At 71.2% G+C, this 23,347-nt stretch carries 25 protein-coding genes; 17 read left to right on the top strand and 8 right to left on the bottom strand.

Features of this window, described 5'->3' with window-relative positions; genetic code table 11:
• Nucleotides 1-68 precede the first annotated feature (68 nt).
• Both OHS59_RS42205 and OHS59_RS42200 read left to right on the top strand, forming a co-directional pair.
• Nucleotides 69-686, top strand: coding sequence for a hypothetical protein (locus tag OHS59_RS42205; protein ID WP_328498625.1), 618 nt, complete (start codon nt 69-71; stop codon nt 684-686).
• 234 nt (nt 687-920) lie between these two features.
• Nucleotides 921-1,877: a hypothetical protein gene (locus OHS59_RS42200; protein ID WP_328498624.1), complete on the top strand. Its 957-nt coding sequence runs from the start codon at nt 921-923 to the stop codon at nt 1,875-1,877.
• 61 nt (nt 1,878-1,938) lie between these two features.
• Here OHS59_RS42200 and OHS59_RS42195 read toward each other — a convergent pair whose 3' ends face one another.
• Entirely contained in the window at nt 1,939-2,844 is a 906-nt protein-coding gene (locus OHS59_RS42195) for an NAD-dependent epimerase/dehydratase family protein (RefSeq protein WP_328498623.1), read from the bottom strand.
• Between the two features lie 71 nt (nt 2,845-2,915).
• Between OHS59_RS42195 and OHS59_RS42190 the strand changes: the two genes are divergently transcribed.
• Entirely contained in the window at nt 2,916-3,398 is a 483-nt protein-coding gene (locus OHS59_RS42190; protein ID WP_328498622.1) for a MarR family winged helix-turn-helix transcriptional regulator, read from the top strand.
• Nucleotides 3,399-3,453: 55 nt separating this feature from the next.
• On the opposite strand, the gene OHS59_RS42185 is transcribed toward OHS59_RS42190, so the two are convergent.
• Nucleotides 3,454-3,936, bottom strand: coding sequence for a MarR family winged helix-turn-helix transcriptional regulator (locus tag OHS59_RS42185; protein WP_328498621.1), 483 nt, complete (start codon nt 3,934-3,936; stop codon nt 3,454-3,456).
• A 131-nt stretch (nt 3,937-4,067) separates the two neighbouring features.
• Here OHS59_RS42185 and OHS59_RS42180 point away from each other — a divergent pair, with 131 nt between their 5' ends.
• The 5 genes from OHS59_RS42180 to OHS59_RS42160 are packed head-to-tail and all read left to right on the top strand — an operon-like array spanning nt 4,068 to nt 6,950.
• Nucleotides 4,068-4,634 (top strand): quercetin 2,3-dioxygenase, encoded by a 567-nt coding sequence (locus OHS59_RS42180; RefSeq protein WP_328498620.1) that lies wholly within the window; start codon nt 4,068-4,070, stop codon nt 4,632-4,634.
• Nucleotides 4,635-4,639: 5 nt separating this feature from the next.
• Nucleotides 4,640-4,786: a DUF1427 family protein gene (locus OHS59_RS42175; RefSeq protein WP_328498619.1), complete on the top strand. Its 147-nt coding sequence runs from the start codon at nt 4,640-4,642 to the stop codon at nt 4,784-4,786.
• A gap of 44 nt (nt 4,787-4,830) precedes the next feature.
• A complete protein-coding gene (locus tag OHS59_RS42170) occupies nt 4,831-5,058 on the top strand; it encodes a XapX domain-containing protein (protein WP_328498618.1) in 228 nt (75 codons plus the stop codon).
• Complete coding sequence (locus tag OHS59_RS42165; RefSeq protein ID WP_328498617.1) at nt 5,045-6,013, top strand: amidohydrolase family protein; 969 nt, start codon at nt 5,045-5,047, stop codon at nt 6,011-6,013. The genes OHS59_RS42170 and OHS59_RS42165 overlap by 14 nt, the downstream gene beginning before the upstream one ends.
• A gap of 34 nt (nt 6,014-6,047) precedes the next feature.
• Nucleotides 6,048-6,950 (top strand): alpha/beta hydrolase, encoded by a 903-nt coding sequence (locus OHS59_RS42160; protein ID WP_328498616.1) that lies wholly within the window; start codon nt 6,048-6,050, stop codon nt 6,948-6,950.
• Here OHS59_RS42160 and OHS59_RS42155 read toward each other — a convergent pair.
• Nucleotides 6,939-8,126, bottom strand: coding sequence for an FAD-dependent monooxygenase (locus OHS59_RS42155; protein ID WP_328498615.1), 1,188 nt, complete (start codon nt 8,124-8,126; stop codon nt 6,939-6,941). The genes OHS59_RS42160 and OHS59_RS42155 overlap by 12 nt on opposite strands.
• Before the next feature lie 174 nt (nt 8,127-8,300).
• Here OHS59_RS42155 and OHS59_RS42150 point away from each other — a divergent pair, with 174 nt between their 5' ends.
• Both OHS59_RS42150 and OHS59_RS42145 read left to right on the top strand, forming a co-directional pair.
• Complete coding sequence (locus OHS59_RS42150; RefSeq protein WP_328498614.1) at nt 8,301-9,044, top strand: class I SAM-dependent methyltransferase; 744 nt, start codon at nt 8,301-8,303, stop codon at nt 9,042-9,044.
• A 227-nt stretch (nt 9,045-9,271) separates the two neighbouring features.
• Nucleotides 9,272-10,099, top strand: a complete 828-nt coding sequence (locus tag OHS59_RS42145) for an ArsR/SmtB family transcription factor (protein WP_328498613.1) — start codon at nt 9,272-9,274, stop codon at nt 10,097-10,099.
• A 15-nt stretch (nt 10,100-10,114) separates the two neighbouring features.
• Here the strand turns inward: OHS59_RS42145 and OHS59_RS42140 are convergent, their stop codons facing one another.
• From OHS59_RS42140 to OHS59_RS42130, 3 genes are read right to left on the bottom strand one after another with little or no spacing between them, the layout of a single operon-like run.
• Nucleotides 10,115-10,909 carry a DeoR/GlpR family DNA-binding transcription regulator gene (locus OHS59_RS42140; RefSeq protein ID WP_328498612.1) on the bottom strand — a complete coding sequence of 265 codons (795 nt, stop codon included), beginning with the start codon at nt 10,907-10,909 and terminating at the stop codon, nt 10,115-10,117.
• A gap of 54 nt (nt 10,910-10,963) precedes the next feature.
• Nucleotides 10,964-12,322 (bottom strand): GntT/GntP/DsdX family permease, encoded by a 1,359-nt coding sequence (locus OHS59_RS42135; protein WP_107017198.1) that lies wholly within the window; start codon nt 12,320-12,322, stop codon nt 10,964-10,966.
• Nucleotides 12,322-13,722, bottom strand: coding sequence for a homoserine dehydrogenase (locus OHS59_RS42130; protein WP_328498611.1), 1,401 nt, complete (start codon nt 13,720-13,722; stop codon nt 12,322-12,324). The genes OHS59_RS42135 and OHS59_RS42130 overlap by 1 nt, the downstream gene beginning before the upstream one ends.
• Nucleotides 13,723-13,940: 218 nt before the next feature.
• On the opposite strand from OHS59_RS42130, the gene otnK reads away from it, so the two are divergent.
• The 3 genes from otnK to OHS59_RS42115 all read left to right on the top strand — a co-directional run bounded on the left by otnK (nt 13,941) and on the right by OHS59_RS42115 (nt 17,444).
• Nucleotides 13,941-15,233 (top strand): 3-oxo-tetronate kinase, encoded by a 1,293-nt coding sequence (otnK, locus tag OHS59_RS42125; protein WP_328498610.1) that lies wholly within the window; start codon nt 13,941-13,943, stop codon nt 15,231-15,233.
• The gene (locus tag OHS59_RS42120; protein WP_328498609.1) at nt 15,230-15,889 is read left to right on the top strand and encodes a class II aldolase/adducin family protein; all 660 of its coding nucleotides are present in this window, start codon (nt 15,230-15,232) and stop codon (nt 15,887-15,889) included. The genes otnK and OHS59_RS42120 overlap by 4 nt, the downstream gene beginning before the upstream one ends.
• Before the next feature lie 169 nt (nt 15,890-16,058).
• The gene (locus OHS59_RS42115) at nt 16,059-17,444 is read left to right on the top strand and encodes a tetratricopeptide repeat protein (protein ID WP_328498608.1); all 1,386 of its coding nucleotides are present in this window, start codon (nt 16,059-16,061) and stop codon (nt 17,442-17,444) included.
• A gap of 97 nt (nt 17,445-17,541) precedes the next feature.
• On the opposite strand, the gene OHS59_RS42110 is transcribed toward OHS59_RS42115, so the two are convergent.
• Entirely contained in the window at nt 17,542-18,297 is a 756-nt protein-coding gene (locus OHS59_RS42110; protein WP_328498607.1) for a dienelactone hydrolase family protein, read from the bottom strand.
• 140 nt (nt 18,298-18,437) lie between these two features.
• Between OHS59_RS42110 and OHS59_RS42105 the strand changes: the two genes are divergently transcribed.
• Nucleotides 18,438-19,028 (top strand): TetR family transcriptional regulator, encoded by a 591-nt coding sequence (locus OHS59_RS42105; protein WP_328498606.1) that lies wholly within the window; start codon nt 18,438-18,440, stop codon nt 19,026-19,028.
• A gap of 136 nt (nt 19,029-19,164) precedes the next feature.
• Here OHS59_RS42105 and OHS59_RS42100 read toward each other — a convergent pair whose 3' ends face one another.
• Nucleotides 19,165-20,052: an SDR family NAD(P)-dependent oxidoreductase gene (locus OHS59_RS42100; RefSeq protein ID WP_328498605.1), complete on the bottom strand. Its 888-nt coding sequence runs from the start codon at nt 20,050-20,052 to the stop codon at nt 19,165-19,167.
• A 70-nt stretch (nt 20,053-20,122) separates the two neighbouring features.
• Here OHS59_RS42100 and OHS59_RS42095 point away from each other — a divergent pair, with 70 nt between their 5' ends.
• From OHS59_RS42095 to OHS59_RS42085, 3 genes are all read left to right on the top strand, one after another.
• A complete protein-coding gene (locus OHS59_RS42095; protein ID WP_328498604.1) occupies nt 20,123-21,070 on the top strand; it encodes a LysR family transcriptional regulator in 948 nt (315 codons plus the stop codon).
• A 144-nt stretch (nt 21,071-21,214) separates the two neighbouring features.
• Nucleotides 21,215-21,886 carry a lytic polysaccharide monooxygenase auxiliary activity family 9 protein gene (locus OHS59_RS42090; protein ID WP_328498603.1) on the top strand — a complete coding sequence of 224 codons (672 nt, stop codon included), beginning with the start codon at nt 21,215-21,217 and terminating at the stop codon, nt 21,884-21,886.
• Between the two features lie 187 nt (nt 21,887-22,073).
• On the top strand, nt 22,074-23,318 hold the full coding sequence (locus OHS59_RS42085; RefSeq protein ID WP_328498602.1) for a DUF418 domain-containing protein: 1,245 nt from the start codon (nt 22,074-22,076) through the stop codon (nt 23,316-23,318).
• The last annotated feature ends 29 nt before the right edge of the window (nt 23,319-23,347 follow it).

Raw genomic sequence — 23,347 nt, 5'->3', positions numbered from 1 at the left:
CGAGAGATGGCTCATGGTGCCGCTGAGGCATAGGTACGTTCACAGGAAAGGCGCTTGGAGTGGTGTTAGTGCATCAGAGGGCGAGACGGATCAGCTCGATCACGGGAGCCGCGCTGGCGGCGGTCGTGGCTCTCGGCGGATGTTCGAGCGACTCGGACTCCGACGCGGACAAGAAGTCGCCCGCGAGCGGCTCGCCCGCGGCCGACAAGAAGCCGGACTCGGACGCCTCGGCGTCGTCGCCGGCCTCGGCCGCCGACCGGTCCACGGCCGAAGGAGCAGTCGCCGCGTGGGTCACCGCGGTCGTCAAGGGCGAGCCCAAGGACGCCTGCCTGGTGATGGCGGAGCCGGCCAGCGGGTCGAAGCCCGCGACGGTCGGCAGTGAGAAGACGTGCGCCGACGACGCTCCCGAGAGGAAGCAGATCGACGCGACCGTCAAGCAGCTCGGTGAGTCGTTCACGCCCGAGCCGCCCAGCGACGACCCGAAGGTGGAGGTCGCCGAGGTCCCGGCCAAGGGCGACACCGTGGAGTTCCCCGCCGAGAAGATCACCATCGACGGGCAGACCCTCGACGAGATCGTCCTGTCCCACTCCACCGGAGTGACGGCGGACCAGCTGGACATCAACGTCCAGTCCAGCAAGATCGAGGACTCCTGGTACGTGACGAACCTGGACTTCAACATCGGCTAGGACCCCTCCGGCCGATCGTGTGCCCGCCTCATGCCCGCGTCCTCCGCTGCGGGCGCGAGGCGGGCACATCCGACGGACAAACAGCCCCGTGGCCGCGGTCGTTCAGGCAGGCCGCTCAGCCGGGCCGCACATCGGCTTCCGGGAGACCTCGTCGAGGACCGCGGCGACGACTACGCGATGGTCGATGCGGGAAGGTCGATTCTGGAGAACTGCCCTTCGGAGAAGGAGCACAGGATGCAGAATCGGCCCGAAGACGTCCCGGCGCAGCCCGAACCGCAGGCGTCGCCTCCCCCCGGCTCCACCGCTCCGCCCGGCCCCGCCGTTCCGTCGCCCGACCAGCCCACCTCCTCGCACCAGTCGCAGACACATCAGTCACCAGCGGACCGGTCGCAGGCACAACTCCCGCAGTCCTCACCGCCGAGACCCGAGCCCCCGATGGTCCCGTACCAGGGCACGCAGCCGGGGAACACCTACGGCCCCCCGCCCGCCTATCCTCCGGCCCCGCACTACACGTACGGGCAGCCGTCAGGTTTTCCCCCGCCGACCGGCGGCAAGAGCGGCGCGGGGCGCGCGGTGCTGTGGGCGGCGGCGGGTGCGGTCGTCGCCTCCGCCCTGTGGGCCGGCGGGATCTTCCTCTTCGGTCCGCTCGGCGGCGATGCGGATCTGGCGGGATACCGGGCCAGGTCCAATCTCTGCTCCTCGGTCGACTACGACGCCCTCAGGACCGAGTACTCCGGGGAGGGCACGGCCCCCACGCACAACTCCCTGAAGCACAAGGCCATCGATCAGAGCTACTGCAGCATCTCCCTGAAGACGTCCTCGTCGAGCACCTCCTACTCCGACGCGTATCTCTCGGTACAGATGGATCTCCACAAGGAGACCGATCCGTCGGCCGAGTTCACCGCGCTGTGGTCCGAGTACAGCCAGCGGTACGAGGACTACGAGGTGGCGAAGGTGTCCGGCTTCGGTGACGAGGCCTATCTCGTGACCGAGGACACCACGACCGGCTCGTCGACCGGCGGCAGCCGGGCGGTGACTCTCGCGGTGCGCGACGGCTGGATGACGTACCAGATGAGCTGGAACGTCTACACGACCTCCTACGGGACCACGTCGCCGCCCGAGATAAGTGAGGTCTCGCGATGGGTGAAGACCGACACCCGGTCGACGCTGGAGAACCTCCGGTCCGACTGACCCGAAGAGCGGCAAGGACAGCAAGGACGGCGCCCTGTGTCCTTGGGCCTTCGAGGAGCAGTCAGGTGGCCCGACGTGCGGCTTTCCAGGCGCGGTAGTGCCGCTCGGGCGCGTCGGTGAAGGAGGCGTGGCGGGGGCGCCAGCCGAGCAGGCGGTGGGCCTTGGCGCTGGTGACGAGTTCGTCCTGATCGGCGGCCATCTGCAGCATGCCGCCCGCTTCGGCGCTCTCCTCGGCGATCCCACCGGTCCAACCGGCTGCGCTCACAGCGACGCGCTGCATGTCCAGGGCGCTCAGACGCTGGTCGTCCGCGACGACGAAGACCTCGCCGTCGACGGCCGCGGGGTTGTCGAGGACACGGACGTAGGCGTCGGCGAGGTCGTCGACATGGATCCAGCTCCACCGCTTGGTGGTGTCGCCGTAGAAGACGGGTTCGCCGGCCTCGGCTCCGGCGAACCACTGCCCGGTCATGGAGGTGGTGGCCGGGCCGCCGTACATGAAGCCGGGGCGGACCACCGTGTGGGACAGGCCGGTGGCGGCGAGTTCCTTCTCCAGGGCGAAGCGGAAGCCTATGGGGCTCTCGGGGTTGCCCCGGGTGTTCTCGTCCATGAGCGCCGGTCCGGTGCGGCCGTAGGCGGAGATGCCGGTGGTGAAGACCAGGTGACGGCGCCGACCGTCCCTCTCCTGCGCCTCGACCAGTTCGGTGAACAGGCGCCGGTCGGTGCCGACCGGGTCGCTCATGTCCATCAGCAGGTGCACCACCGCGTCCGTGCCGTCCAGATGGTCACGCCATGACTCGGGCCGGGACAAGTCGCCCTGTACAGGGGTGACTTCGTCGACCGTGAGATCGCGGGCAGCCTCGGTGGCGGTGTCGCGGGTCAGGCCCAGGACGGTGTGCCCGGCGCGGGCCAGGGCGGTGGACACGCGGCGGCCGGCATAGCCGGTGGCGCCGGTGACGAGGATCTTCATGGTGCCTCCATATTTGCTTGCTCCAGCAATAATGTCGATGGTTGCTTGCCTCGTCAAATACACTGGCCGACATGGCTGCCGACGCCGATCCCGCCCCTCTGTCCCCCGCACAGCTCCAGCTCTGGCAGAGCCTGGGCCGCCTGGTCCACGCCCTGCCCCGCACGCTGGAGGACGACATGTCCCGCACCGGTGTCACGATGACCGAGTTCGCCGTCCTGCTGCTCCTCAGTTCGGCTCCGGACCGCCGGATGCGCATGTCCGCGCTCGCCGACGCCGCCGGCCTCACCCCGTCGCGCATCACGCGCGTCGTCGACGGACTGGGCAAGCACGGACTGGTCCGCAAGGAACGCCACGGTCAGGACGGCCGGGGCAACGACGCCGTCCTCACGGACTCCGGCCTGCACACCATGCGGGCGGCGCAGCCCGCGCATCTGGCCAGCGCCCGCAACCGCGTCCTCGACAAGATCCCCGACGCCCTGCTGCCGGTACTCGCGGAGACTCTCGCCCACCTCGCCGACTCACTGTCGCAGGAGCACCGCGCAGACCGGGGCTGACGGCCCCCAGGGCTCTGTTCAGAGGGCCCGGCGCACCGGGCTCGGCCCAGGGGGCTCAGCCCCCCGACCCTGACCCCGACCCCGGCCTGCCCACGGGCCGGATCTCAAGCGTGGGCGGGTCCCCCCGGGGCGCCTCCAGCGCGGCACGCAGGGAGTCGACGGAGTGGCGGCCGATGCGCAGCGCGAGTTCTTCTTCGAGTGCCGTCAGGGCGGAGATCGCTTCGAGGTGCGCCGCCGCGCCCTCGCCGGTGCGGCGGATCAGCCGCCGGCGGGCGGAAGAGGGGTCGGGGATCTGCTCCAGCAGCCCCATGCCGATGAGGCTGTGCACGGCCTGATGCGCGGTCTGGCGGGTGACGCCCATGCGCCGGGCCAGCTCGGAGACCGTGGTGCCCTTCTCGTCCAGCGCGGCGAACAACTGGGCCTGCGTCGGGGAGATGGGCGCCATCCCCGCCTGCTCCAACGTCGCCACCAACGCCCCGTCGAACCAGCGGCGGGCGTCGAGGAGCAGCTGCGGGAGCGGAGTGCCAACGGGCTTCATGGGTTCCTCAGAACGGATGCACAGGGGCTTCGAGCTTAGGTCGGGGCATTGCCACGCAGCCAATTCTCATGTCAGGCTACCTGACATAGAGATGTCGCCGTGCCCTCCGTGAGCCACCTCCGGGAGAGAACATGACCGCTGAATTCGCCACCCGCCACCGTGCCGCCTCGCGCATCCCCTCCGATCCGGGCAAGCCGTACTTCATCGAGAAGGGCATGGGTGACCGCGCACACCTCTTCGGCGACCTGTTCACCGTCTACGCGGGCGGTGAACAGACCGAGAACACGTTCAACTTCTTCACCGCCGAGGGCCCCAAGGGCGACATCATCCCGGCGCACTCGCACCCGGACACCTACGAGGTGTTCTACATCGCCGACGGCGCGGTACGCCTGTTCGTCGAGGACACCGCGGGCGAGCAGTACGAGAGGCTGCTGACCGCCGGCGACTTCGGCTTCGTACCGAAGAACTGCCCCCACGCCTACCGCATCGAGCGCCATCACAGCCGCATCGTCGGCGTGGCGGCCGGACCCGGCGGCACCTTCGAGCGGTTCTTCGAGAACCTGGGCACACCCACCGAGGAACTCGGCCTGCCGCAGCGGCCGTACGTACCCGAGCCGCACAAGTTCGGCACCGTACCCCAGCAGTACGACGTGCGCTTCCTGCCCGATCACCAGTGGCGTACGCAGACGCAGGGATGAGCGGCATGCCCTATTTCAAGGCGCTGGCGGCCGGACTGCTCGTCGGGGCTCTCTACGCGATGATGCGGGTCAAGTCTCCCGCGCCGCCGCCGATCGCACTGTTCGGTCTGCTGGGCATGCTGCTCGGCCAAGCCGTCCTGGCGGCGCTGTGACCGCCCCGAGGACCGCCCGAGCCGGCCGTTTCACCCAACACGCGGTGCTGGCCTTCGTCGCGGGACTGTTCATGGGCGCCGTCTACTGGTGCCTGTCGGTCCCCTCCCCCGCGCCCCCGCTCATCGGTCTCACCGGGCTGGCGGGCATCGTCGCGGGCGAGCGGACCGTCACCGCGATCTGCAGCCGTGCCGCCCGGCGCCGTCCGGTGTCACCCGAGGCCGGCGGTCCCGGCCCGGCCACCTTCCAGGAGTCCACCCATGACAGCCACTGAAGCTCCCCGACTCATCGATGTGCACGCCCACTTCGTCACCGAGTCCTACGTCCGTCAGGCCAGGGCAGCCGGGCACGAACTGCCCGACGGCATGCCTGGCTGGCCCACCTGGTCCCCCGCCGCACACCTTGACCTGATGGACCGCTGTGGCATCGGCACCGCGATGCTGTCGCTCTCCTCCCCCGGCGTGCACTTCGGAGACGATGCCGAGGCCGGGCGGCTGGCGCGCGAGGTCAACGAGGAGAGCGCCCAGGTGGTTCGCGAACACCCGGGCCGGTTCGGCCTGTTCGCCTCGCTGCCGCTGCCCGACGTCGACGGCGCCCTCGACGAGATCGCGTACGCCTTCGACACCCTCGGGGCCGACGGTGTGGTCCTGGAGACCAACACCCATGGCGTCTACCTCGGTGACGCGAGGCTGGAGCCGGTCTTCGCGGAACTCGCGCGCCGCGACGCCGTGGTCTTCCTCCACCCCACCTCCCCCGTGTGCTGGCAGCAGTCCGCGCTCGAACGGCCGCGCCCCATGGTGGAGTTCATCTTCGACACCGCGCGGACCGTCACGGACCTGCTGTTCGCGGGCACTCTCGAACGCCACCCCGACCTGAAGGTCGTCGTTCCCCACTGCGGTGGCGCCCTGCCCGTGCTCGCCGACCGCGTCAACGGCTTCATGAGGCTGTTCATGCCCGACGACCGGGGTGCTCCCGACGCCCTCGCACAACTGCGCCGCCTGCACTACGACCTCGCCGGCACCCCCTTCCCCCGCCAGGTCCCCGCGCTCCTGAGCCTGGTCGGCCCCGACCGGCTGCTGTACGGGAGCGACTACTGCTGGACCCCGCCGGCCGCCGCCGAAGCCCACGTCGCCTCGGTCGACGCGGCCCCGGTCCCGGTCGAGGGCGCCACCTGGCGCTCCCTGACCACCGACAACGCACACCGTCTGCTGCCCCGTCTCGCCCACTGAGCCGCCGCCCCGGCTCCGTACTCCGGAGTGATCCATGCCCCTGGCGCCCGACCTCGCCGCGCTCCTCGCACCCGCCGACCCGATCCGGCTGCCCCTGCCACCCGCGGCCCGGCCCGCTCCCGGCGTACGGCTGCTGCGCGGCGTCCCCTACCTGGTGCCCGACGGCCACCGGCCCCTGGAACTGGACCTGTGGCTCCCCGAGAATCCGACGGGGCCCCTTCCGGTCATCGTCTTCGTCCACGGGGGCGCCTGGCGCACCGGGCTGCGCGACGATCCGGGCCCGGCGTTCCGCTCCTGGCAGCCCGGCCCCTTCGCCCGCCTGGCGCAGGCCGGGTTCGCGGTCGCCTGCCCCGGCTACCGGCTCAGCGGCGAAGCCGTGCACCCGACCCAGGTCGACGACCTCTCCGCCGCGTCGGCCTGGCTGCACGCGCGATCAGGTGAACTCGGCCTGGACACGGCCCGAACCGTCGTCTGGGGCGAGTCCGCGGGCGGCCACCTGGCCGCTCTGCTCGCGCTCACCTCGCCCCGTCGCAACCCTTCAGTGCCGCCCATGACCGGCTGCGTCACCTGGTACGCGCCCACCGACCTCGTCGCACTCGCCGAGGACCCCGCCGACGGGCACACCTTCGAGGCGATGATGGTCGGAGGCGCTCCCGCCGACATGCCCGACCGCACCCGCGACGCCAGCCCCGTCCATCATGCCGGCGCCGACGCGCCGCCCTTCCTGATCCTGCACGGCACGCGGGACCACATCGTCCCCAGCGACCAGGGCGTACGGCTGGCCGCCGCGCTGCGGGATGCCGGAACACCCGCCGACCTGCGGCTGATCGACGGAGCCGACCACCTCTGGTACGGCCTCCCCGACGCCGAGGTGGAGCGGTGCTTCGCCCTCTCCCTCGAATTCAGCCGGGAACGCACCGCCCGTTCATCCCTCTGACCGGGAGGAGGGGGCGTCGTCCGCCCACCCGGCCGACTGAGGCATGAACCTGTTCTCCGCCGCGTGTGCCGCCATACGGGCGTCGCGGGCCCGGGCCTCGGGGCCGTCCGGCAGGTGGAACTCCTCGCCCGCCCGCACGGCCCCGGCCTGCACGCTCGTGGCGGTCGCCAGCCGCCGGCGTACGTACCGGTCGAGCGCGTCGGGCACATCGGCCGTCGTCGCGTCCTTGAGTACGTCGCCGAGGACGGCCGCGTCCACGATCGCCTGGGCCGCGCCCTGGGCCAGGAACGGCACCATCGCGTGGGCGCTGTCACCCAGCAGGGTCACTCGTCCGACGTTCCACCGCTCCAGCGGGGCTCTGGTGTGGATGCCGTAGCGAAGCACCTGACCGGCGCGTTCCAGAACACTGAGCACCCGGGGGTCCCATTCCTCGAACTCGCCCAGCTGCTCGCCCGGTTCGGCCCGCGCCGTCCACGACTCCTGGGTCCGCTCCGTCTCGTCCGCCGTGCACACGGCCACCACGTTGAGCAGTTCCCCACGCCGTACCCAGTAGTGGACGAAGTGGCGGCTCGGTCCCATCCAGACGGCGAGTTCGGGCAGGTCCAGATCGGCCACCTCGCAGGCCGGGAGCAGCGCCCGGTAGGCGGCGGTCTTCGAGAAGAGCGCCTTGTCCGCGCCGAAGAGCCACTGGCGGACCGCGGACCGTATCCCGTCGGCCGCGACGACCAGGTCCGCGTCCAGGCGCTCGCCGCTCGCGGTGGTGACATGGGCGGCCGTGTCGTCCTGGTCGATTCCCACGACCGTGGTGTCCAGGCGCACCGACCCGGACGGCACCGCGGCGGCGAGGGCCTGGTGCAGATCGGCCCGGTGAAGGAGCAGGTAGGGCGCCCCGAACTCATCCTCGACCTCGCGTCCCAGCCGGTAGCGGCAGACGTCGGTCCCGTCGGACCAGGTGCGAAAGTACACCTCGGAGGGGCGGTACGCGTACGCGGCGACCTCGTCCAGCAGGTCCAGCCGTCGCAGGACGCGCGTGGCGTTGGGCGCGAGCTGGATACCGGCCCCGATCTCGGTGAACCGCGGTGTCTGCTCGACCAGCGTCACTTCATGGCCGGCACGGCGCAGGCTCAGTGTCGCCGCCAGTCCGCCGATGCCCGCTCCCACGACGATCGCCTTCACGCCACAACCTCACCTCGGTCCACTCGCACCGACGGGACGACATCCCATTGAACCGCCGACTGACTGTCTGTCATAGAGGGCGCCGCGCAGGGAAGACGAGCCTCCCAGCGGACCTCGTACCTGGATGCGCTTATTCGTTGGACAACGCCTGGACGGACGGCGAGCGTTGACGGAATGCATCCGCAGAAGATCTGGGACACCGACACCGCCCGGCGGTACGACACACCCGGCACCGGCATGTTCGCACCCGAGACGCTCGGCCCGACCGTGGACCGCCTCGCACAACTCGCGGGGGACGGAGCGGCTCTTGAGTTCGCCATCGGGACCGGCCGGGTGGCCGTTCCGCTCGCCGGGCGAGGCGTCCCCGTCACCGGCATCGAGCTGTCACTGCCGATGGTGGAGCAATTGCGCGCCAAGGCCGACGAAACGACGATCCCCGTCGTCGTCGGCGACATGGCGACGGCCGTCGCCCCCGGGGAGTACAGCCTGGTCTACCTCGTCTACAACACGATCTCCAACCTCCTCACACAGGCCGAGCAGGTCGAGTGTTTCCGCAACGCCGCCCGCCATCTCACACCTGGTGGCCGGTTCGTGATCGAGCTCTGGGTACCCGAGCTGCGCAGTCTTCCGCCGGGCCGGACTGCCACGGTCTGGCAGTCCGATCCCGACTACATCGGCCTGGACACCTACGACGTCCTGCACCAGCAGGTCGTGTCGCACCACTTCCGGTTCGACGGGACCGAGCAGGCACAGCTGTTCCGCAGCCCGCACCGCTACATCTGGCCGGCCGAACTCGACCTCATGGCCCAACTCGCGGGTTTCGAACCGGAATCCAGGCACGCGGACTGGGACGGCACGGCGTTCACCGCCGAGTCGCGTTCCCACGTCTCCGTCTACCGGGTCCCCCCGTCGCGATAGGCGTTCGGCTGTCGTCCGGGCTCACTCGTGCGACCCCTGACACATGTCAGGGCCGGTGCGACCGGGGTCCTCACTAGCCTTGCGCGCACAGTACCTGCCGACGGCTTTTCCCGGGCCCTTCGTGGCGTCGGGAGGAACCGGTGCCGGAGCGTCGGTCTCAGCAGGGGTTTCTCAGCAGGGGTTGGAGACGGTCCGGCAGGACGGTCGTTCCGCAGGGGGTTGTCTCGTTGACCGACAGTCGTCTCTTTCTCGGCCCCTTGGACGAGGTGCGCGTCGAGTTGGGCCGGGCCCCCGGCGCCTCTCTGTTCCCCGTGCTGAACGAGGTGCTGGGCGGCGCGCGGCAGGGCGTGCCGAGGCGGTGGCGGGACGCGGTCGACTCCGCCCTGCCGGCCTCGGCGGACACCCTGCGTCCGCTGTTCGCGCCGGGCCGTGGCTGGATACCCGATCTTCTGGCGCTGACCGGCGACGTGGTGCACGCGGCCTGGCGGCAGCTCGAGCCTCTCTGGGTGCGGGCCGACGCCCTGCTGGGCAAGGAGACCGAGCGGGTGGGTTCCGCGGTGGTGAGCCGCAACCTCGACGGGGTGCTGACCGGTCTGAGCCCGAGGGTGAGTTACGCGGACGGGACGCTGGCGCTGCCGCCGTGCGGGAGGGAGCGTTTCGAACTCGGTGGCCGGCGACTGGTTCTGATCCCCGTGGTCTCCGGCACCGCCCCCTCCCTCTACAGCCTCGACCAGGACGACGTGGTCTGGTTCAGCTACCCCGTGCCGGGCGTGGGGCGTCTGGGTTCGCCGACCGCGAGGGCACCGCGCGAGGACGGCCTCGTCCAGCTGCTGGGACCGGTCAGGGCAGGCGTGCTCCGCTCGGTGCAGCCGCCCGCGACGGTCAGTGAACTCGCCGGGCTCCTCCACGTGGGCGCAAGCACCATCACGTACCACTGCGAGCAGTTGAAGGCAGCGGGCCTGTTGCAGCGGGAGCGGTACGGCCGGGAGGTGCGCCAGCGGCTGACCGGCCGGGGCGCCGAACTGGTCGACCTGCTCTCCCGGCCCGCCGCGTGAACCGCCCTGAGTCCGCTAGGGGTTGACCAGATGCAGTTCGGTTCCGGAGGCTCGTACGCCTTCGGCCGCCGCGTCGGCCAGCGCGCTGTCGGTGATGACCGTGTCGAACGCGCCGAGGGCGGCCACCCGGTATTTGCCGAAGGTGCCGTACTTCGAGGATCCCGCGACGAGTACGGACGTGCCCGTGCACTCCATGGCGGTCTGTTTGACCTCCACCTTGAGATCGGAGGGGGTGGTCACCCCGCGCAGGAGGTCCCATGAACTGGTGCTGATGAAGGCCATGTCCAGGGCGAGTTGCCGCAGGACGGTGGCGGCGAGGCGGCCGACGCTCGACCGGTTGGCGGACTCCACCTTCCCGCCGACGTGGATGAGGTCGAGGTGGGGAGCGGCGGCCATCAGCAGGTCCACGGTGGTGAAGTCGTTGGTGACGACGGTCAGGGCGGTGTGGTCCACGAGGAACGGAACCATGGCCGACAGGGTCGTACCCGCGTCGAGGTAGACGGTCATGCCGTCCTCCACCAGGCGCGCGGCCTCGGCGGCCATGGCCTGTTTCTCGGGCTGCTCGATGAGCGTCTTGGCCTGGTGGCTGGGTTCGCTCTGCAGGTGGCTGGCGATCCGGGCGCCGCCCGGTACGGAGAAGACCAGCCCCTGGCGCTCCAGTTCGGCGATGTCGCGGCGGACGGTCATGTGCGAGACACCGAGGAGCTGGGTGATCTGCTGGACGCTGAGCACTCCGTCGCGGCGCAGATGCTTCAGCAACTGCTCGCGCCGCTGGTCGGGAATCAGCGGGAGGGAGCGGTCCTCGGCCATCGTCGATGGTCCTTCCTGTTGTCTCACCAAGACGTGTCTCACCGGCTCGTCACGTCAGCTGCCGACGAACGTGCTCAGGAGCAATACTCCACCCAGGCTGAGCAGTGACTGCAGGGAGAGCATCAGTGTCCAGGTCCGGAAGGTCTGGGACACCGAGAGCTGGAAGTACTCCTTGAACAGCCAGAAACCCGAGTCGTTCACATGGGACAGCATGACGGCACCGGAGGCGCTGGCCAGCACCATCAGTTCGGGAGACAGTCCCGGGTAGGCGCCGAGCAGCGGCGCGACGATGCCGGTGGCCGCGGCGGTCGCGACCGTCGCCGAGCCGAGGCAGATCCGCAGCAGCGCGGCGACGAGCCAGGCGAGGAGCAGCGGGGGTATCGACCAGTCCACGGCGTAGTCCGAGATGAGCTTGTCGATGCCGGTGGCGGTCAGCATCGCCTTGAGGCCGCCGCCGGCGCCGAGGATCAGGACGATGCCCCCGACCGGTCCGAGTCCCTTGCCCGCCATCTTCTGGAGTTGTCCGAGGCCGAAGCCGGAGCGGACGCCCAGGGCGAAGAAGGCGAACACGACGGCGGCCAGCAGGGACAGCACGGAGGAGTCGCAGGCCTCGAAGAACGCGTACGGCAAGGTGCCCTCGGCCGTGTGGGACGTGCCGACCGTGCCGATCAGCATGAGGACCGGCGGCAGCAGCACCGTGATCAGCGCCAGGGTGAAGGACGCGGGCCGCCGCTGGTTCTCGGGCAGCGGCTCGGGCTCGGGGACGGGCCCCTTGTCGAGGTCGGGGGCGGGTCCGAACCAGCGGCTCGCGACCTTGGTCAGCAGCGGGCCGCTGATGACGGCGATCGGGATGCCGATGATGAGGCCGTACATGATGGTCAGGCCGGTGTTGGCGCCGTAGGCGGAGACGGCGAGCGTCGGCGAGGGGTGCGGGGGCAGCAGGCCGTGCGAGATGTAGAGCCCGGCCGCCATCGGCAGTCCGACGTAGAGCAGGTGGGTGCCGGTGCGCTTGGCGACCGCGTACACGAGGGGTACGAGCATCACGAAGCTGACGTCGAACAGGTGCGGCATACCGATGAGGAGGGCCGCCGCGGTGATCGCGGTGGGGATCCACTTGACCGGCCGTGCGCCGATGAACACGGTGGCGATGCGGTCGGCGCCGCCGGAGCCGAGCAGGATGCCGCCGAGGATGGTGCCGAGGCCAATGGTGGGGCCGGTGCTCTTGAGGGCGTCGCCGAAGCCGGTCTGGAAGAACTCGACGGTCTTGCCGGGGCCGATCCCGGCGGCGAGCCCGAGGCCCAGCGCGGAGATGCTCAGCGCCAGGAAGGGGTGCAGCTTGGCCTTGGTGATCAGCACGATCAGGACGGCGACGGCGGCCACGCCGAGCAGCAGATGCTGGATGTCCGTGTCCATCAGCCGACCTTTTCGGGGGAAGTGGCGCGGGAGGCGCGGCCCAGGGTCCAGGCCTTCAGCAGGTTCTCGTCGGCGTCGGCGAGGTCGGCCAGCCGGATGAGTCCACCGGCGGCGACCGGGCGGGCAAGTGTGCAGTGGGCGGCGAGGTAGAGCGGGGCGACGTCGGCGGGTGTGTCCTCGTCGCGCAGCAGTACGGCCTGGACGTCGGTCACGTCGTGGTGGTGGCCGCCCATCGCAAGGACGGTCCCGGCGGGCAGGTCCTGCTGCGCGCGGCCCGCCAGCGCTGCGTGGGCGCGCGGGTCGGTGCCCCCGGAGGGGCGGAGGTGCAGGACCGCGGAGAGCAGCGAGACCGGCGTCTCGACGCCCATGAGGTGGTACGGCAGGTAGATCGCGGCGTAGCGGCCGTCGCGGCTGACGACGTGGCCCTTGCCCCGCAGGGTCTCCCAGGTGACCTGGTCGCCGGTGCGGACGACGACGAACACGCCACCGGCGAAGGACGCTTCGTCCGGGAGCCGCAGTGCGCTGAACACGTCGACCGCTCCGGCGCGGTGGAGCAGCCCGCCGTCCTCGCGCAGCGCGTAGACGTCGGCGAGTTCGGCGATGCGGGCGACCGGGTAGTGCAGGCGCTCGACGTCGGGGCGGAAGCCGGTGCTGGTGGCGACGACGGCCATCTCGCAGTAGTCGGCGGTGGCGCCGACCGGCAGTGCCGACACGGCCGCCGCGCGGGCGGCGAGGGTGGCGGGCACGTCGTCGCCGAGGGAAAGCAGCGCGGCGAGTTGCGGGGCGGGGACGGTGGTGTCGAGCTGGGTGACCGTGCCCTTGTCGGGGTCGAGGACGAGGTCGTACTCGCTGGACTTGCCGATGGCAACGATGTCGAGGCCGAGGAACTGGGCCCAGGTCACCAGGCCGATGAGGTTGGCGGGCTGGTCGCCGTCCGCCGTGGTGTAGACGACGCCGTTGTCCTGCGCGAGGTCCGCGAGGTGCAGGCCCGCTACGGAGTCGACCTCCTTGCTGACCATGGCGACGTGCCGGCCGCCGGTGAGGGCCTCGTGTGCCATCGCGTAGCCGTCGGCGGGGCTGCCGGTCGCTTCGACCAGGATGTCCCACGGCGCGGCGGACAACAGGGTGCCGTCCGGGACGAGGACGATGTTCCCCGCCTGTGCGGCGGCGGCCACCTCGTCCGGGGTCGCGCAGACGCTCAGGTCGGAGGCGCGGTATCCGAGTTCCAGGAGCATCGCGTGCAGGCGCGGTACGTCGCGGTCGCAGAGAACGGCGGGCACCAGAGCGGGGATGCGGGGCGTCTGGGCCAGCAGGGTCCGGGCGAAGCCGCCGCCGGCTCCGGACAGTGCGTAGCGCACGGTCCGGTCGCCTGTGTCGGCGAACAAGTGGTGCAGGTTCATGGACCCCTCCTGGATGACGGGCGCGTCGCGGTGACGCGGTGGCGCCGTACTGCGGTGATGTGCTCCCGGCGATGTGCTGCGGCACGGGTACGGACTCGTCGGCGTAGCGAGAGTCACGGAGGAGCGCGTTAACAAGATGTATCAGCAGATCCCAGCTACGTAAAGTCTGTTAACATTTTTTCACATACTCAGTCATCCACCCACTGCAAGGAGGCCTGATGCCGACCCTCGGGGCCATCGCCGACGACTTCACCGGAGCAACGGATCTCGCCACGACGCTGGTCGCCCGCGGCTACCGCACCGTGGTGGCCGTCGGCCCCGACAGCATCGCCGACGAACCGGGGCGCGCCGCGGTGGACGACGCGGACGCGGTCGTCATCGCACTCAAATCGCGTACGGCACCGGTCGCCGAGGCCGTGGATTCCTCGCTCGCCGCGCTGAACGCCCTGCGCAGGGCCGGTTGCCGGCGTTTCTACTTCAAGTACTGCTCCACCTTCGACTCGACGGCCGAGGGCAACATCGGTCCCGTGGCCGACGCGCTGCTGGACACGCTCGGGGAACGGCGTGCCGTGGTCGTGCCCTCGTTCCCGGCCACCGGCCGCACCGTCTACCGCGGGAGGCTCTTCGTCCACGACGAGCTGCTCGACGAGAGCCCGATGCGCCACCATCCGCTCACCCCGATGCGCGACTCGCACGTGGGGCGGCTGCTGGCACCGCAGACCACGCGTCCCGTACGACTGGTGGACCTTGAGACCGTACGCGCCGGGGCCGGGGCTCTCGCGGCGGCGCTGGACGATCCCGGCCTCGCCGACGCGCTCGTCGTGGTGGACGCCACCGAGGACGAGGACCTGCGCACCGTCTCGGCGGCCACGACGCACCACGCGCTCGTCACCGGCGCCGCGGGCCTCGCGCTCGGCCTGACCGGCCCACGCCCGGCTGCCGCACGTGCGGCAGCCGTGTCCCGTCCCGGCGATCCGGCCGTCGTGCTCTCCGGCAGCGCGTCCTCGGCGACCCGCGCCCAGGTGGCGCACGCCCGCGCCCACCTTCCGCACCGCAAGCTCGATCTCGCCGCTCTGCGGGCCGACTTCGAGGCCGCGGTCGGCGGACTGGTCGCGTTCGCCCGCGACTGCTGGCAGCACGACCTGGGGCGGCCACCGCTCCTCTACGCGGTCGGCGACCTGAGCGACCTGGACGACTCCCCCGCCGCGTCGGCCCTGGTGGAGCGTGCTCTGGCCGCCTGCGCCACGCGCCTGGTCGCGGCCGGTGCGCGACGGCTGCTCGTCGCGGGCGGCGAGACGTCCGGCTCGGTGGTCACCGCGCTCGGCGTGCGCACGCTCACCATCGGATCCCCCATCTCCCCGGGCGTCACCTGGGCCCGGGCCACCTGCCGGAACCGGAACGACGGGTACGGGGGCACGCACGACGACGGACAGACGATCGACGTGGCCCTGAAGTCGGGCAACTTCGGCGACCCGGACATCTTCACCGAGGCCTGGAGCGCGCTCGTATGAACGACCAGCGATCGAACGGCCCCCGGTCCGAACTCGCCGCGGCGGGCGCCCATCTCGCGGCGCTCGGCCTCAGCCCCGGTTCCTCGGGCAACCTCAGCGTCCTCGAAGGCTCACGGGTCTACCTGACTCCCACCGGTGCGGACCTGTCCCGCGTGGACCCCGAGGCGCTCAGCGTCCTGGACCTGTCGGGAGCGCACCTCGACGGGCCGAAGCCGTCCAAGGAGTTCCCGCTGCACACGGCGTTCTACCGCCGCGACGCGTCCGCCCGGGCCGTCGTCCATCTGCACTCCCGCCACGCGGCGGCCGTCTCCTGCCTGGCCCCCTGGCACGAGCGCAGTGCCATACCCCCGCTGACGCCCTACTTCGTGATGCGTGTGGGCCAGACTCCCCTGCTGCCCTATGCCGCACCCGGCGACAGCGGGCAGGCCGACCTGATGGAGGCACTGCCTTTCCCCTTCCGGGCGGCGCTGCTGCAGAATCACGGCCCGGTCGTCGCGGGTCCTTCGATGTCCCTGGCCGTGGAGGCGGCGGTGGAACTGGAAGAGGTCTCCGCGCTCCTCCTCGCACTCGGCGAGCGCGCTCCGCGTCTCCTGTCGCCCGCGGAGATCGCACCGCTGGCGGAGAAGTACGGGGCGCCCTGGACCGTGGCTGACTGATCGGCGAGGAGAGGGCGGACCTTGTTCGCCCCGCCGTAGGCCGAGCGGGCGATCGGCGCGGTTCGGCATGCTCCGGACACTGCTCGCCCAGCAGCGCCGAAACGACCTTCGGATCGACCACCCCCCGGCGCACGCCTGAGGGGCTGCTTCTACCCTTCCAGCTGTGAACATGGACGATCTTGCATGGCAGGCGGGCAACTACGGCGGTCTTCCTCCCCGGAAAGTGGGTCTCCTGCTGGAGCGCGGTCACCTGGACCTGGTGATCCGGGCGGCGAAGGAGCGCGGCGAGTGGTTCTGCGCGGAGGGCGCGGTGGCTGAGCTGTGCCGGTCGGGCGAGTTCACGCGGGCGCTGGAGGTGATGGACCCGTTCGTCGCGACCGGGTGGCGGACAGCCCTGTGGGCGCGGGCGGACATCCTGCTGCGGGCGGGCCGGACGGACGAGGCCCTGGATCTGGTCCGCCCGGCCGAGGAGGGCCACACTTCACAGGCCGCTTGCCGGAACTTCGCCGAACTGCTCGCCAGGGCCGGGCGCGTCGACGAGGCCGTCGACCTGCTCGTACCGCACCTCGGTGAGTCGTGGATCCGGACGGATCTGGTGAAGATCACCGAAGGTCAGGACCGTGACGAGCGGGTGCTGGAGTTGCTCGCCCCGTACGCCGAAGCCGCGCGGCGAGCCCGCGAAGAGGGCCGGTGGGGCCACTCCGGCTCGGACGCACAGGAGCTCCAGGCCCAGGTGCTGGAACGCGCGGGCCGCGCCGACGAGGCGATCCGAATCCTCGGCGAGGACATGACCGAGGGCCGCCACCTCACCCAGAACACCCTCACCGCCTACGCCGAACTGCTGGCACGCCACGACCGGCTGGACGAGCTGCGCGAGCTCGCCACCGGAGACAGGGCGCGCACCGTCCTGGACATCTACGCCGGCGCCCTCCGGGACCGCGGCCGGGCCGAGGAGGCCGAGACCGTGATGCGTGACGCCCTCGCCGCCGACGACTGGGTCGGGTACCGGTCCTGGCTCTCCTCGGTCCTGCTGCTGGACGGCCGGCTGGACGACGCGATCACCGTGGCCGAACCCGGTTTCAGCTGGTACGACTGCTCCAACCTCCTGAGCCCGCTCGTCCACCCGCTCCTCGACCGGCCCGAGGAACTGCTCCGCCTCCTGGAGCATCCGCTCACCGTTCCCCATCACGGCCATCAGGAGTTCCAGCACCACTGGCTGGCCTTCGCTCTTGCCGGTCTCGGCCGTGCGGAGGAAGCGATCGCCGTGGTCGAGGCCCACCCGGACCCGTGGACCGACTCCTCCATCGTCAGGGCCGGCCTCCTCAGCACCGCCGGCCACCTCGCCGCGGCCGCCGCCGAACTGCGGGACCGCGGCACGATCGAGGCACGTAGGGAACTGTTCGAGGTCCTGGTCCGGCAAGGGCGGGCGGCCGAGGCCATAGCCGTCCACCCCACAGTGGCCGAACAGCGGGCAGCCGAAGAGCGGGCCGCCGAAGCGAGGACCGAAGCCGTCGCTCTCCGCGAGGACGGGTACTCCCTGGAGCCGCCCTTCTAGGTCGGCTCCGCACGGTCCCGCCGAACCGGATCGCTTGAAGAACCGTCCCGCCGAACCGGATCACTTGAAGACACGTCCCAGAGACGGCTGGTGGTGCCTAGAGGTTGCGCGCCAGGAGGTCGAGGAGCGCCGTCCAGTGGCGGTCGGACGCCCCGGCGCTGTACATGGCCGTGTCGGCCTGGGTGAATCCGTGGTGAGCGCCGGCGTACACCTCGCTCCGGTTGCGCACTCCCGCCTCGGTGAGCGTCTTCTCCAGGCGCTCGATCTGGTCGGCCGGGTTGGTGGAGTCCTGGTCGGCGTGCCCGAAGTACAGCTCGGCCGTGATGCGGTCGGCGACGAGATGAGGGCTGTCCGGTGCTTCGGTGGCGAGGTGGGCGCCGTGGAATCCGGCCGCGGCGGCGACCCGGTCCGGGTGGGTACCGGCCGTCCGCAGTGCCAGGCCCGCCCCCATGCAGTAGCCGGTGACGCCCGCGGGACCGCCCGTGGTCAGCGGCGACTCGGCCAGCCGGTCCAGGTAGGCGGCCGCGTCGCGCATGGCTCCCTCGGGTGTGAGTGTCCGGGCGGCGACGCCGATGCTGCGGAGGATCTCCGGCCGGTCGGCGGGGTCGACGAACTCGGGAAGCGGCACGACCGGAGCCGGGCCGAACCGGTAGAAGACGTTGGGGACCAGAACCGTGTAACCGGCCCCGGCCAGCCGGTCCGCCATGGTTTCCAGGTGCGGCCGCAGCCCGAAAGCGTCCATGTACAGCAGGACCGGCGGGTGCGGTAGGCCGTCGTCGGGGTGGGCCAGGTAGGCGTCGGCTGTTCCGTCCGCTGTCGCGACATGGACGGTCGATCCCTGTGTCGAGGTCATGGGTGGCGGGGCTCGTTTCCTGGAGGACGTGGTACGACGTCGGCGCGTCCGGTGCACCATGGCGCCACATGTGGAACCGAGTGTCAGATTAGTGACTGAGTCTCCTCCTCGGCAAGCCGTCACACGGTTAGGATCCCGACGTGAACACGGGCGGACGCGGCAGGACCAGGGACATCGCACGGGCGGCCGTACGAGCCGAACTGGCCCAGGTGGCCTTCGAGTTGTTCCGGCGGCGGGGCTTCGACCAAGTCACCCTGGACGACCTCGCCCGGGCCGCCGACGTCTCGCGCAGCACCCTGCTCCGCTATTTCGGTACCAAGGAGGACGCGGTTCTCGCGGCCTACGACGGACTGGACCTGAAGGTCGCCGCGGCTCTCCGCGAGCGGCCCGCCGACGAGGACGACTGGTCGGCACTGCGGCACGCCCTGGACGTCCTCCTGGAACGTCATCGCCTCGACCCGGTGGGCGCTCTGGCCACGGCCCGGCTCGTCGGCGACCATCCCGGCCTGCGCGCCCGCCAGTTGGAGAAGCAGCACCGCTGGCGGCCTGCCCTGGCTCAGGCCCTGGCCGACCGTGCGGGCACCTCCGGCCCTCCGACGCTCGCGCAGTCGGTGCGGGCCGCTGCCGCGCTGGACTGCCTCAATGTCGCCCAGGACCACTGGATCGGGTCGGACGGGCGCCTGAGCCTCGTCGAACTCCTCGACGAGGCTTTCGCCGCGTTGGCGCCGTAGCTTGTCGCTCGATGCTCGATGCGTGTCGGGGGGTGCGGGTCCGCAGAGGCGTGCGGCTCCGGTCGGGGGCTGAGCGCGCCGTTCCCCGCGCCCCTGGCTGGGCGGGCTCGCTCGGCGGCGTCTCCCTTCGTCTCGGTCAGGGCGTGAGTATCCGGTCCTGCTCCGTCGGGGGCGTGCCGCTGTACCAGGGCAGAACCTTGCCGAAGCGGACCAGTTCACCGTGGAGTTCGGGCTCGACCCGCTCGGCGAGGACCAGGTCGAGCACCTTGCGGGCGGCCCGGGCGGGCGACTGGGCGTGGCCGTAGTCGCTGAACCAGGGACGCGAGGTGGCGGTGTCGACCATGCCGGGGCACACGGAGGCGATCAGGGTTCCGTCGGCGAGATCGTCCTCGCGGCGTTCTGCGGCGAACGCGCGGACGGCGGCGACCTGGGCCACTTTGGACGGTACGTTCAACCAGCGGGGCCAGCCCGCCTCTTCGGCGGTTCCGGAGTGGATGGCAGCGCGCCAGGACTCGACGGCGTACTCGACCTGGCCGAGGCTCACGCCGTCGAACAGGTGATGCAGCCGCGGGTCGAGGTGGCCGAGGGTGCCCAGGGTGCTGGCCACGACGATCAGCCGGCCGCCCGGGCGCAGCACGGGTCCGAACGAACGCAGGATCGCGTGGGTGGCGGTGTTGGAGACGTCGATGAACTCGTCGGCCCGCTCGGCCTGGGAATCCTCGGGCAGCAGGCGCGCGATGGCGTTGGAGATCACGATGTCGACGCCGCCGTGCCGGGTCCGGAGTTCGTCGGCGAGGCGCGTGATGGCGTCCTGGTCGGAGACGTCCAGAACGCGGCCCTGCACCTGGCTGCGTGCACCGGCTGCCTGCGCCACCTCGTCGGCGGCTTCCGAGACCCGCCGGTGGCTGCGCCCGGTGAGCAGGACCACGTCGTCCGGACCCAGCCGAGCGGCCAGTCCTTCGGCGAGAGCGCGGCCGAGCCCCTGGTTCGCGCCCGTGACGAGGGCGATGCGTGAAGCGGTCATGGGCCCACGCTAGGAAGGGTCGTGGCATGCGTCCAACGAGAGTCACGCACGTCTGGTATGCGTAATCGTCATGGACTTCACGCAGGTGTCACTGACCGCGCTACGGGTCTTCCGCGCGGTGGCGGAGCAGGGGAGTTTCACCTCGGCCGCGGTGTCGCTGGGCTACACCCAGTCCGCGGTCTCCCGGCAGATCGCCTCGATCGAACGGGTGGCGGGCGCCGAGCTGCTGGAGCGGCGGCGCGAGGGGGCGCGGCTGACCGCCGCCGGCCGTGTCGTCATGCGGCGCGCGACGGTCGTGCTCGACGAGATCGACGCGACCGCGCGCGAACTGTCCGGCCTCCCCGGGCAGACCGGGACCGTTCGTCTGGGCTGGTTCCCCACCTCCGGAGCCGTCCTCCTGCCCGGAGCACTGTCGGAGCTGCGCCGTACCGACCCCGATCTCCACGTCGTCAGCAGGGAAGGCAGCACCCCGGCGCTGGTACGCGCCCTGCGCGCCGGGAGCCTGGATCTGGCGCTGTTGGCCGCTGCGCCCCCGTTCCGGCCGCCGGACGCGGAGTCTCCCCCGCTGGCGCTGGAGACGCTCACGGAACGCGCCCTGTGTGTCGCGGTGCCCGCCGCCCATCCGCTGGCCCATGGCGACCACATCGACGTGACCGCCCTGCGCGGGCAGCGCTGGATCGCCGGATCCCGCACCGGTGGGGACCAGTTGCTGGGGGTGTGGCCCGGTCTGGACGAGCGTCCCGACATCGCCCACACGGCCCGCGACTGGCTGGCCAAACTCCACCTCGTCGCCGCCGGCTGCGGACTGACCACGGTGCCCGCCTCACTGGCTCCCGCCGCACCACCGGGCGTACGCGTCCTGCCCGTACGTGGCGGGCCCCAGGAACAGCGGCGGCTGCTGCTGGCCCGCCTCCCCCACCCGCCGGCCGACCCGGTCACCCGCGTTGCGGCCGCCCTGCGCACCGCGGCCCTCGGCACCGGGACGGCGGCCCACGCCTCTCCCTCACCGCCGCCGTGACCGCCCGCTCGAACCCACCTCTCCCACACGTGAATCTGGCGCGATCGAGTGTTGCCATTCCGTTTCGTCGAGCAGAGATTGGGTGGCGCGGGAGCGCTCCCACGGACCACAACTCACTCCCCCCACCTCCGAAAGGAGTTCACCTTGACTTCCAATTGTCATGCTCGCGCCACTCATTCCCACGCGACCCTCACCCTGAGCCTGCTCGCCGCCGTGCTGCTCTGCCTGATCCCCTGGAGCAAACCGGCCTTCGCCCACGGCTCGGTGGTCGATCCGGCGTCCCGCAACTACGGCTGCTGGCTCCGCTGGGGAAGCGACTTCCAGAACCCCGCCATGGCGACGGAAGACCCCATGTGCTGGCAGGCCTGGCAGGACAACCCGAACGCCATGTGGAACTGGAACGGCCTCTACCGCAACGGCTCCGCCGGTGACTTCGAGGCGGTCGTCCCCGACGGGCAGCTGTGCAGCGGCGGCCGGACCGAGAGCGGCCGTTACAACTCCCTGGACGCCGTGGGCGCCTGGAAGACGACGGACATCGACGGCAGCTTCACCGTGAAGCTGTACGACCAGGCCAGCCACGGCGCCGACTACTTCCTGGTCTATGTCACCCGCCAGGGCTTCGACCCCGCCACCCAACCGCTCACCTGGGACGACCTCCAACTGGTCGCCCGGACCGGCTCGTACGCCCCCAGTCAGAACTACGCCATCGACGTGAGCACTTCGGGTCTCAGTGGCCGCCATGTCGTCTACACGATCTGGCAGGCGTCGCACATGGACCAGACGTACTTCCTGTGCAGCGATGTGAACTTCCGCTGACCCGACCGGTCCCGCCGGGCGCGACACGTCCGGCGGGGTTCGGGATTCCTATCACGCGGGAGACTGCCCGCGGGTTCCCCCGACGATGTTCCCGCTGGGCGACGGAGCGCCTCCAGCCGGTCGGCTGGAGGATGTCGGCCACTTGCCGGATGGGCCCGGACCCCTACGCGGCGCCAGCCTGGAACCCATGACACACGACGCGCCCTCAGTCTCCGCTCGGGCCCTTCCGTCGCCGGTCCACCTGCCCGGCCCCCGGCCAGGCACCCCCCGCCCGCCCTCAGCCGGCCGGCTCATCGGTATCGACCTCGCCCGCGGCCTGGCCGTCTTCGGCATGTACGCCGCCCATGTGGGCCCCGAGCCGACGGTGGGCGGCCCGGTGGGCTTCCTCGCCGAGCTGGCCCGCGGCCGGTCCTCCGCACTGTTCGCGCTGCTCGCCGGGTTCTCCCTCGTCCTCATCACCGGCCGCCCGCAGCCGCGCACCGGCCGGGCCGGACGGCAGGCGGCGGGCCGGATCGTCCTGCGTGCGCTGATCCTGATCGTCGCGGGCTACGCGCTCACCGCCCTGGACACGGACGTCGACGTCATCCTGTCCTTCTACGGACTGATCTTCCTGATCGTCCTGCCGCTGTACCGGCTGCGCGCCCGCACCCTGGCGCTGCTCGCCACCGTGAGCGCCCTGCTGATGCCCTTGGCGCTCTACGTGATCCAGCAGGCGATCTACGGCGGCGACTGGGCCGACAGGATCGTCGCGGCGGATCCGCTGGCGCGTGTCAGCGACACCGACGGTCTGCTGGAGCTGCTGTTCACCGGCGAGTACCCGGTGCTCACCTGGACGCCGTTCATGATCGCGGGGATGGCGGTGGCCCGCCTCGATCTCGGCCGGGCCCGGATCCGCGGCCGGCTGGCCCTGACCGGCGCCGGTTTGGCCGTGCTCGGCCACGGCGGCTCCTGGCTGGCCCTGCACCTCGTACCGAACGCCCTCGCCACGGTCGCCGCGGCCACGGACGGCGAAGGGGCGGCGTCCGCCTGGTGGTCGGACACCGTCGGTTACCTCGACGACGACACTCCGGCCGCCTGGCTGCTGGTGGGCGCGCCCCACAGCCAGACGACGTTCTCCGTCCTGGGCAACACCGGCGTCGCCCTGCTCGTGGTGGCCGCCTGCGTCACCGCCGCCGCCCGGTTGCCGCGCCTGGTCCGACTGCTCCGGCCGGTCGCCGCCGTCGGCATGATCGCGTTGACCGCGTACGTCGCGCACATCCTCGCCATCCATGTGGTCGGCTTCGAGGAGGAGACGGGCCCGGCCCTGGTCGAGCTGCTCGTCTTCATCACGGCGGCGATGCTGCTGGCGACCGTCTGGACGCGGTACTTCCGCCGCGGTCCGCTGGAGTACGTGCTGCACGGCGCCACCCTGATCACGCGCCGGATCAAATAGGGCCCCGCGCTCGCCGTCACCCTGCCTCC

Origin of the sequence: Streptomyces sp. NBC_00414, from assembly GCF_036038375.1 — a bacterium.
Taxonomy (GTDB): Bacteria; Actinomycetota; Actinomycetes; order Streptomycetales; family Streptomycetaceae; genus Streptomyces.
The sequence above is the reverse complement of the archived record's forward strand: the minus strand, read 5'-3'. Positions and strand labels throughout refer to the sequence as shown.

Bases quoted from the DNA above. Each gene is read 5' to 3' on its own strand.
- otnK (WP_328498610.1), top strand. From the start codon at position 13,941: ATGCCGACCCTCGGGGCCATCGCCGACGACTTCACCGGAGCAACGGAT.
- OHS59_RS42185 (WP_328498621.1), bottom strand. From the start codon at position 3,936: ATGAAGCCCGTTGGCACTCCGCTCCCGCAGCTGCTCCTCGACGCCCGC.
- OHS59_RS42115 (WP_328498608.1), top strand. From the start codon at position 16,059: ATGGACGATCTTGCATGGCAGGCGGGCAACTACGGCGGTCTTCCTCCC.
- OHS59_RS42095 (WP_328498604.1), top strand. From the start codon at position 20,123: ATGGACTTCACGCAGGTGTCACTGACCGCGCTACGGGTCTTCCGCGCG.
- OHS59_RS42120 (WP_328498609.1), top strand. From the start codon at position 15,230: ATGAACGACCAGCGATCGAACGGCCCCCGGTCCGAACTCGCCGCGGCG.
- OHS59_RS42140 (WP_328498612.1), bottom strand. From the start codon at position 10,909: ATGGCCGAGGACCGCTCCCTCCCGCTGATTCCCGACCAGCGGCGCGAG.
- OHS59_RS42130 (WP_328498611.1), bottom strand. From the start codon at position 13,722: ATGAACCTGCACCACTTGTTCGCCGACACAGGCGACCGGACCGTGCGC.
- OHS59_RS42180 (WP_328498620.1), top strand. From the start codon at position 4,068: ATGACCGCTGAATTCGCCACCCGCCACCGTGCCGCCTCGCGCATCCCC.
- OHS59_RS42200 (WP_328498624.1), top strand. From the start codon at position 921: ATGCAGAATCGGCCCGAAGACGTCCCGGCGCAGCCCGAACCGCAGGCG.
- OHS59_RS42165 (WP_328498617.1), top strand. From the start codon at position 5,045: ATGACAGCCACTGAAGCTCCCCGACTCATCGATGTGCACGCCCACTTC.
- OHS59_RS42110 (WP_328498607.1), bottom strand. From the start codon at position 18,297: ATGACCTCGACACAGGGATCGACCGTCCATGTCGCGACAGCGGACGGA.
- OHS59_RS42190 (WP_328498622.1), top strand. From the start codon at position 2,916: ATGGCTGCCGACGCCGATCCCGCCCCTCTGTCCCCCGCACAGCTCCAG.
- OHS59_RS42100 (WP_328498605.1), bottom strand. From the start codon at position 20,052: ATGACCGCTTCACGCATCGCCCTCGTCACGGGCGCGAACCAGGGGCTC.
- OHS59_RS42175 (WP_328498619.1), top strand. From the start codon at position 4,640: ATGCCCTATTTCAAGGCGCTGGCGGCCGGACTGCTCGTCGGGGCTCTC.
- OHS59_RS42135 (WP_107017198.1), bottom strand. From the start codon at position 12,322: ATGGACACGGACATCCAGCATCTGCTGCTCGGCGTGGCCGCCGTCGCC.
- OHS59_RS42195 (WP_328498623.1), bottom strand. From the start codon at position 2,844: ATGAAGATCCTCGTCACCGGCGCCACCGGCTATGCCGGCCGCCGCGTG.
- OHS59_RS42150 (WP_328498614.1), top strand. From the start codon at position 8,301: ATGCATCCGCAGAAGATCTGGGACACCGACACCGCCCGGCGGTACGAC.
- OHS59_RS42160 (WP_328498616.1), top strand. From the start codon at position 6,048: ATGCCCCTGGCGCCCGACCTCGCCGCGCTCCTCGCACCCGCCGACCCG.
- OHS59_RS42085 (WP_328498602.1), top strand. From the start codon at position 22,074: ATGACACACGACGCGCCCTCAGTCTCCGCTCGGGCCCTTCCGTCGCCG.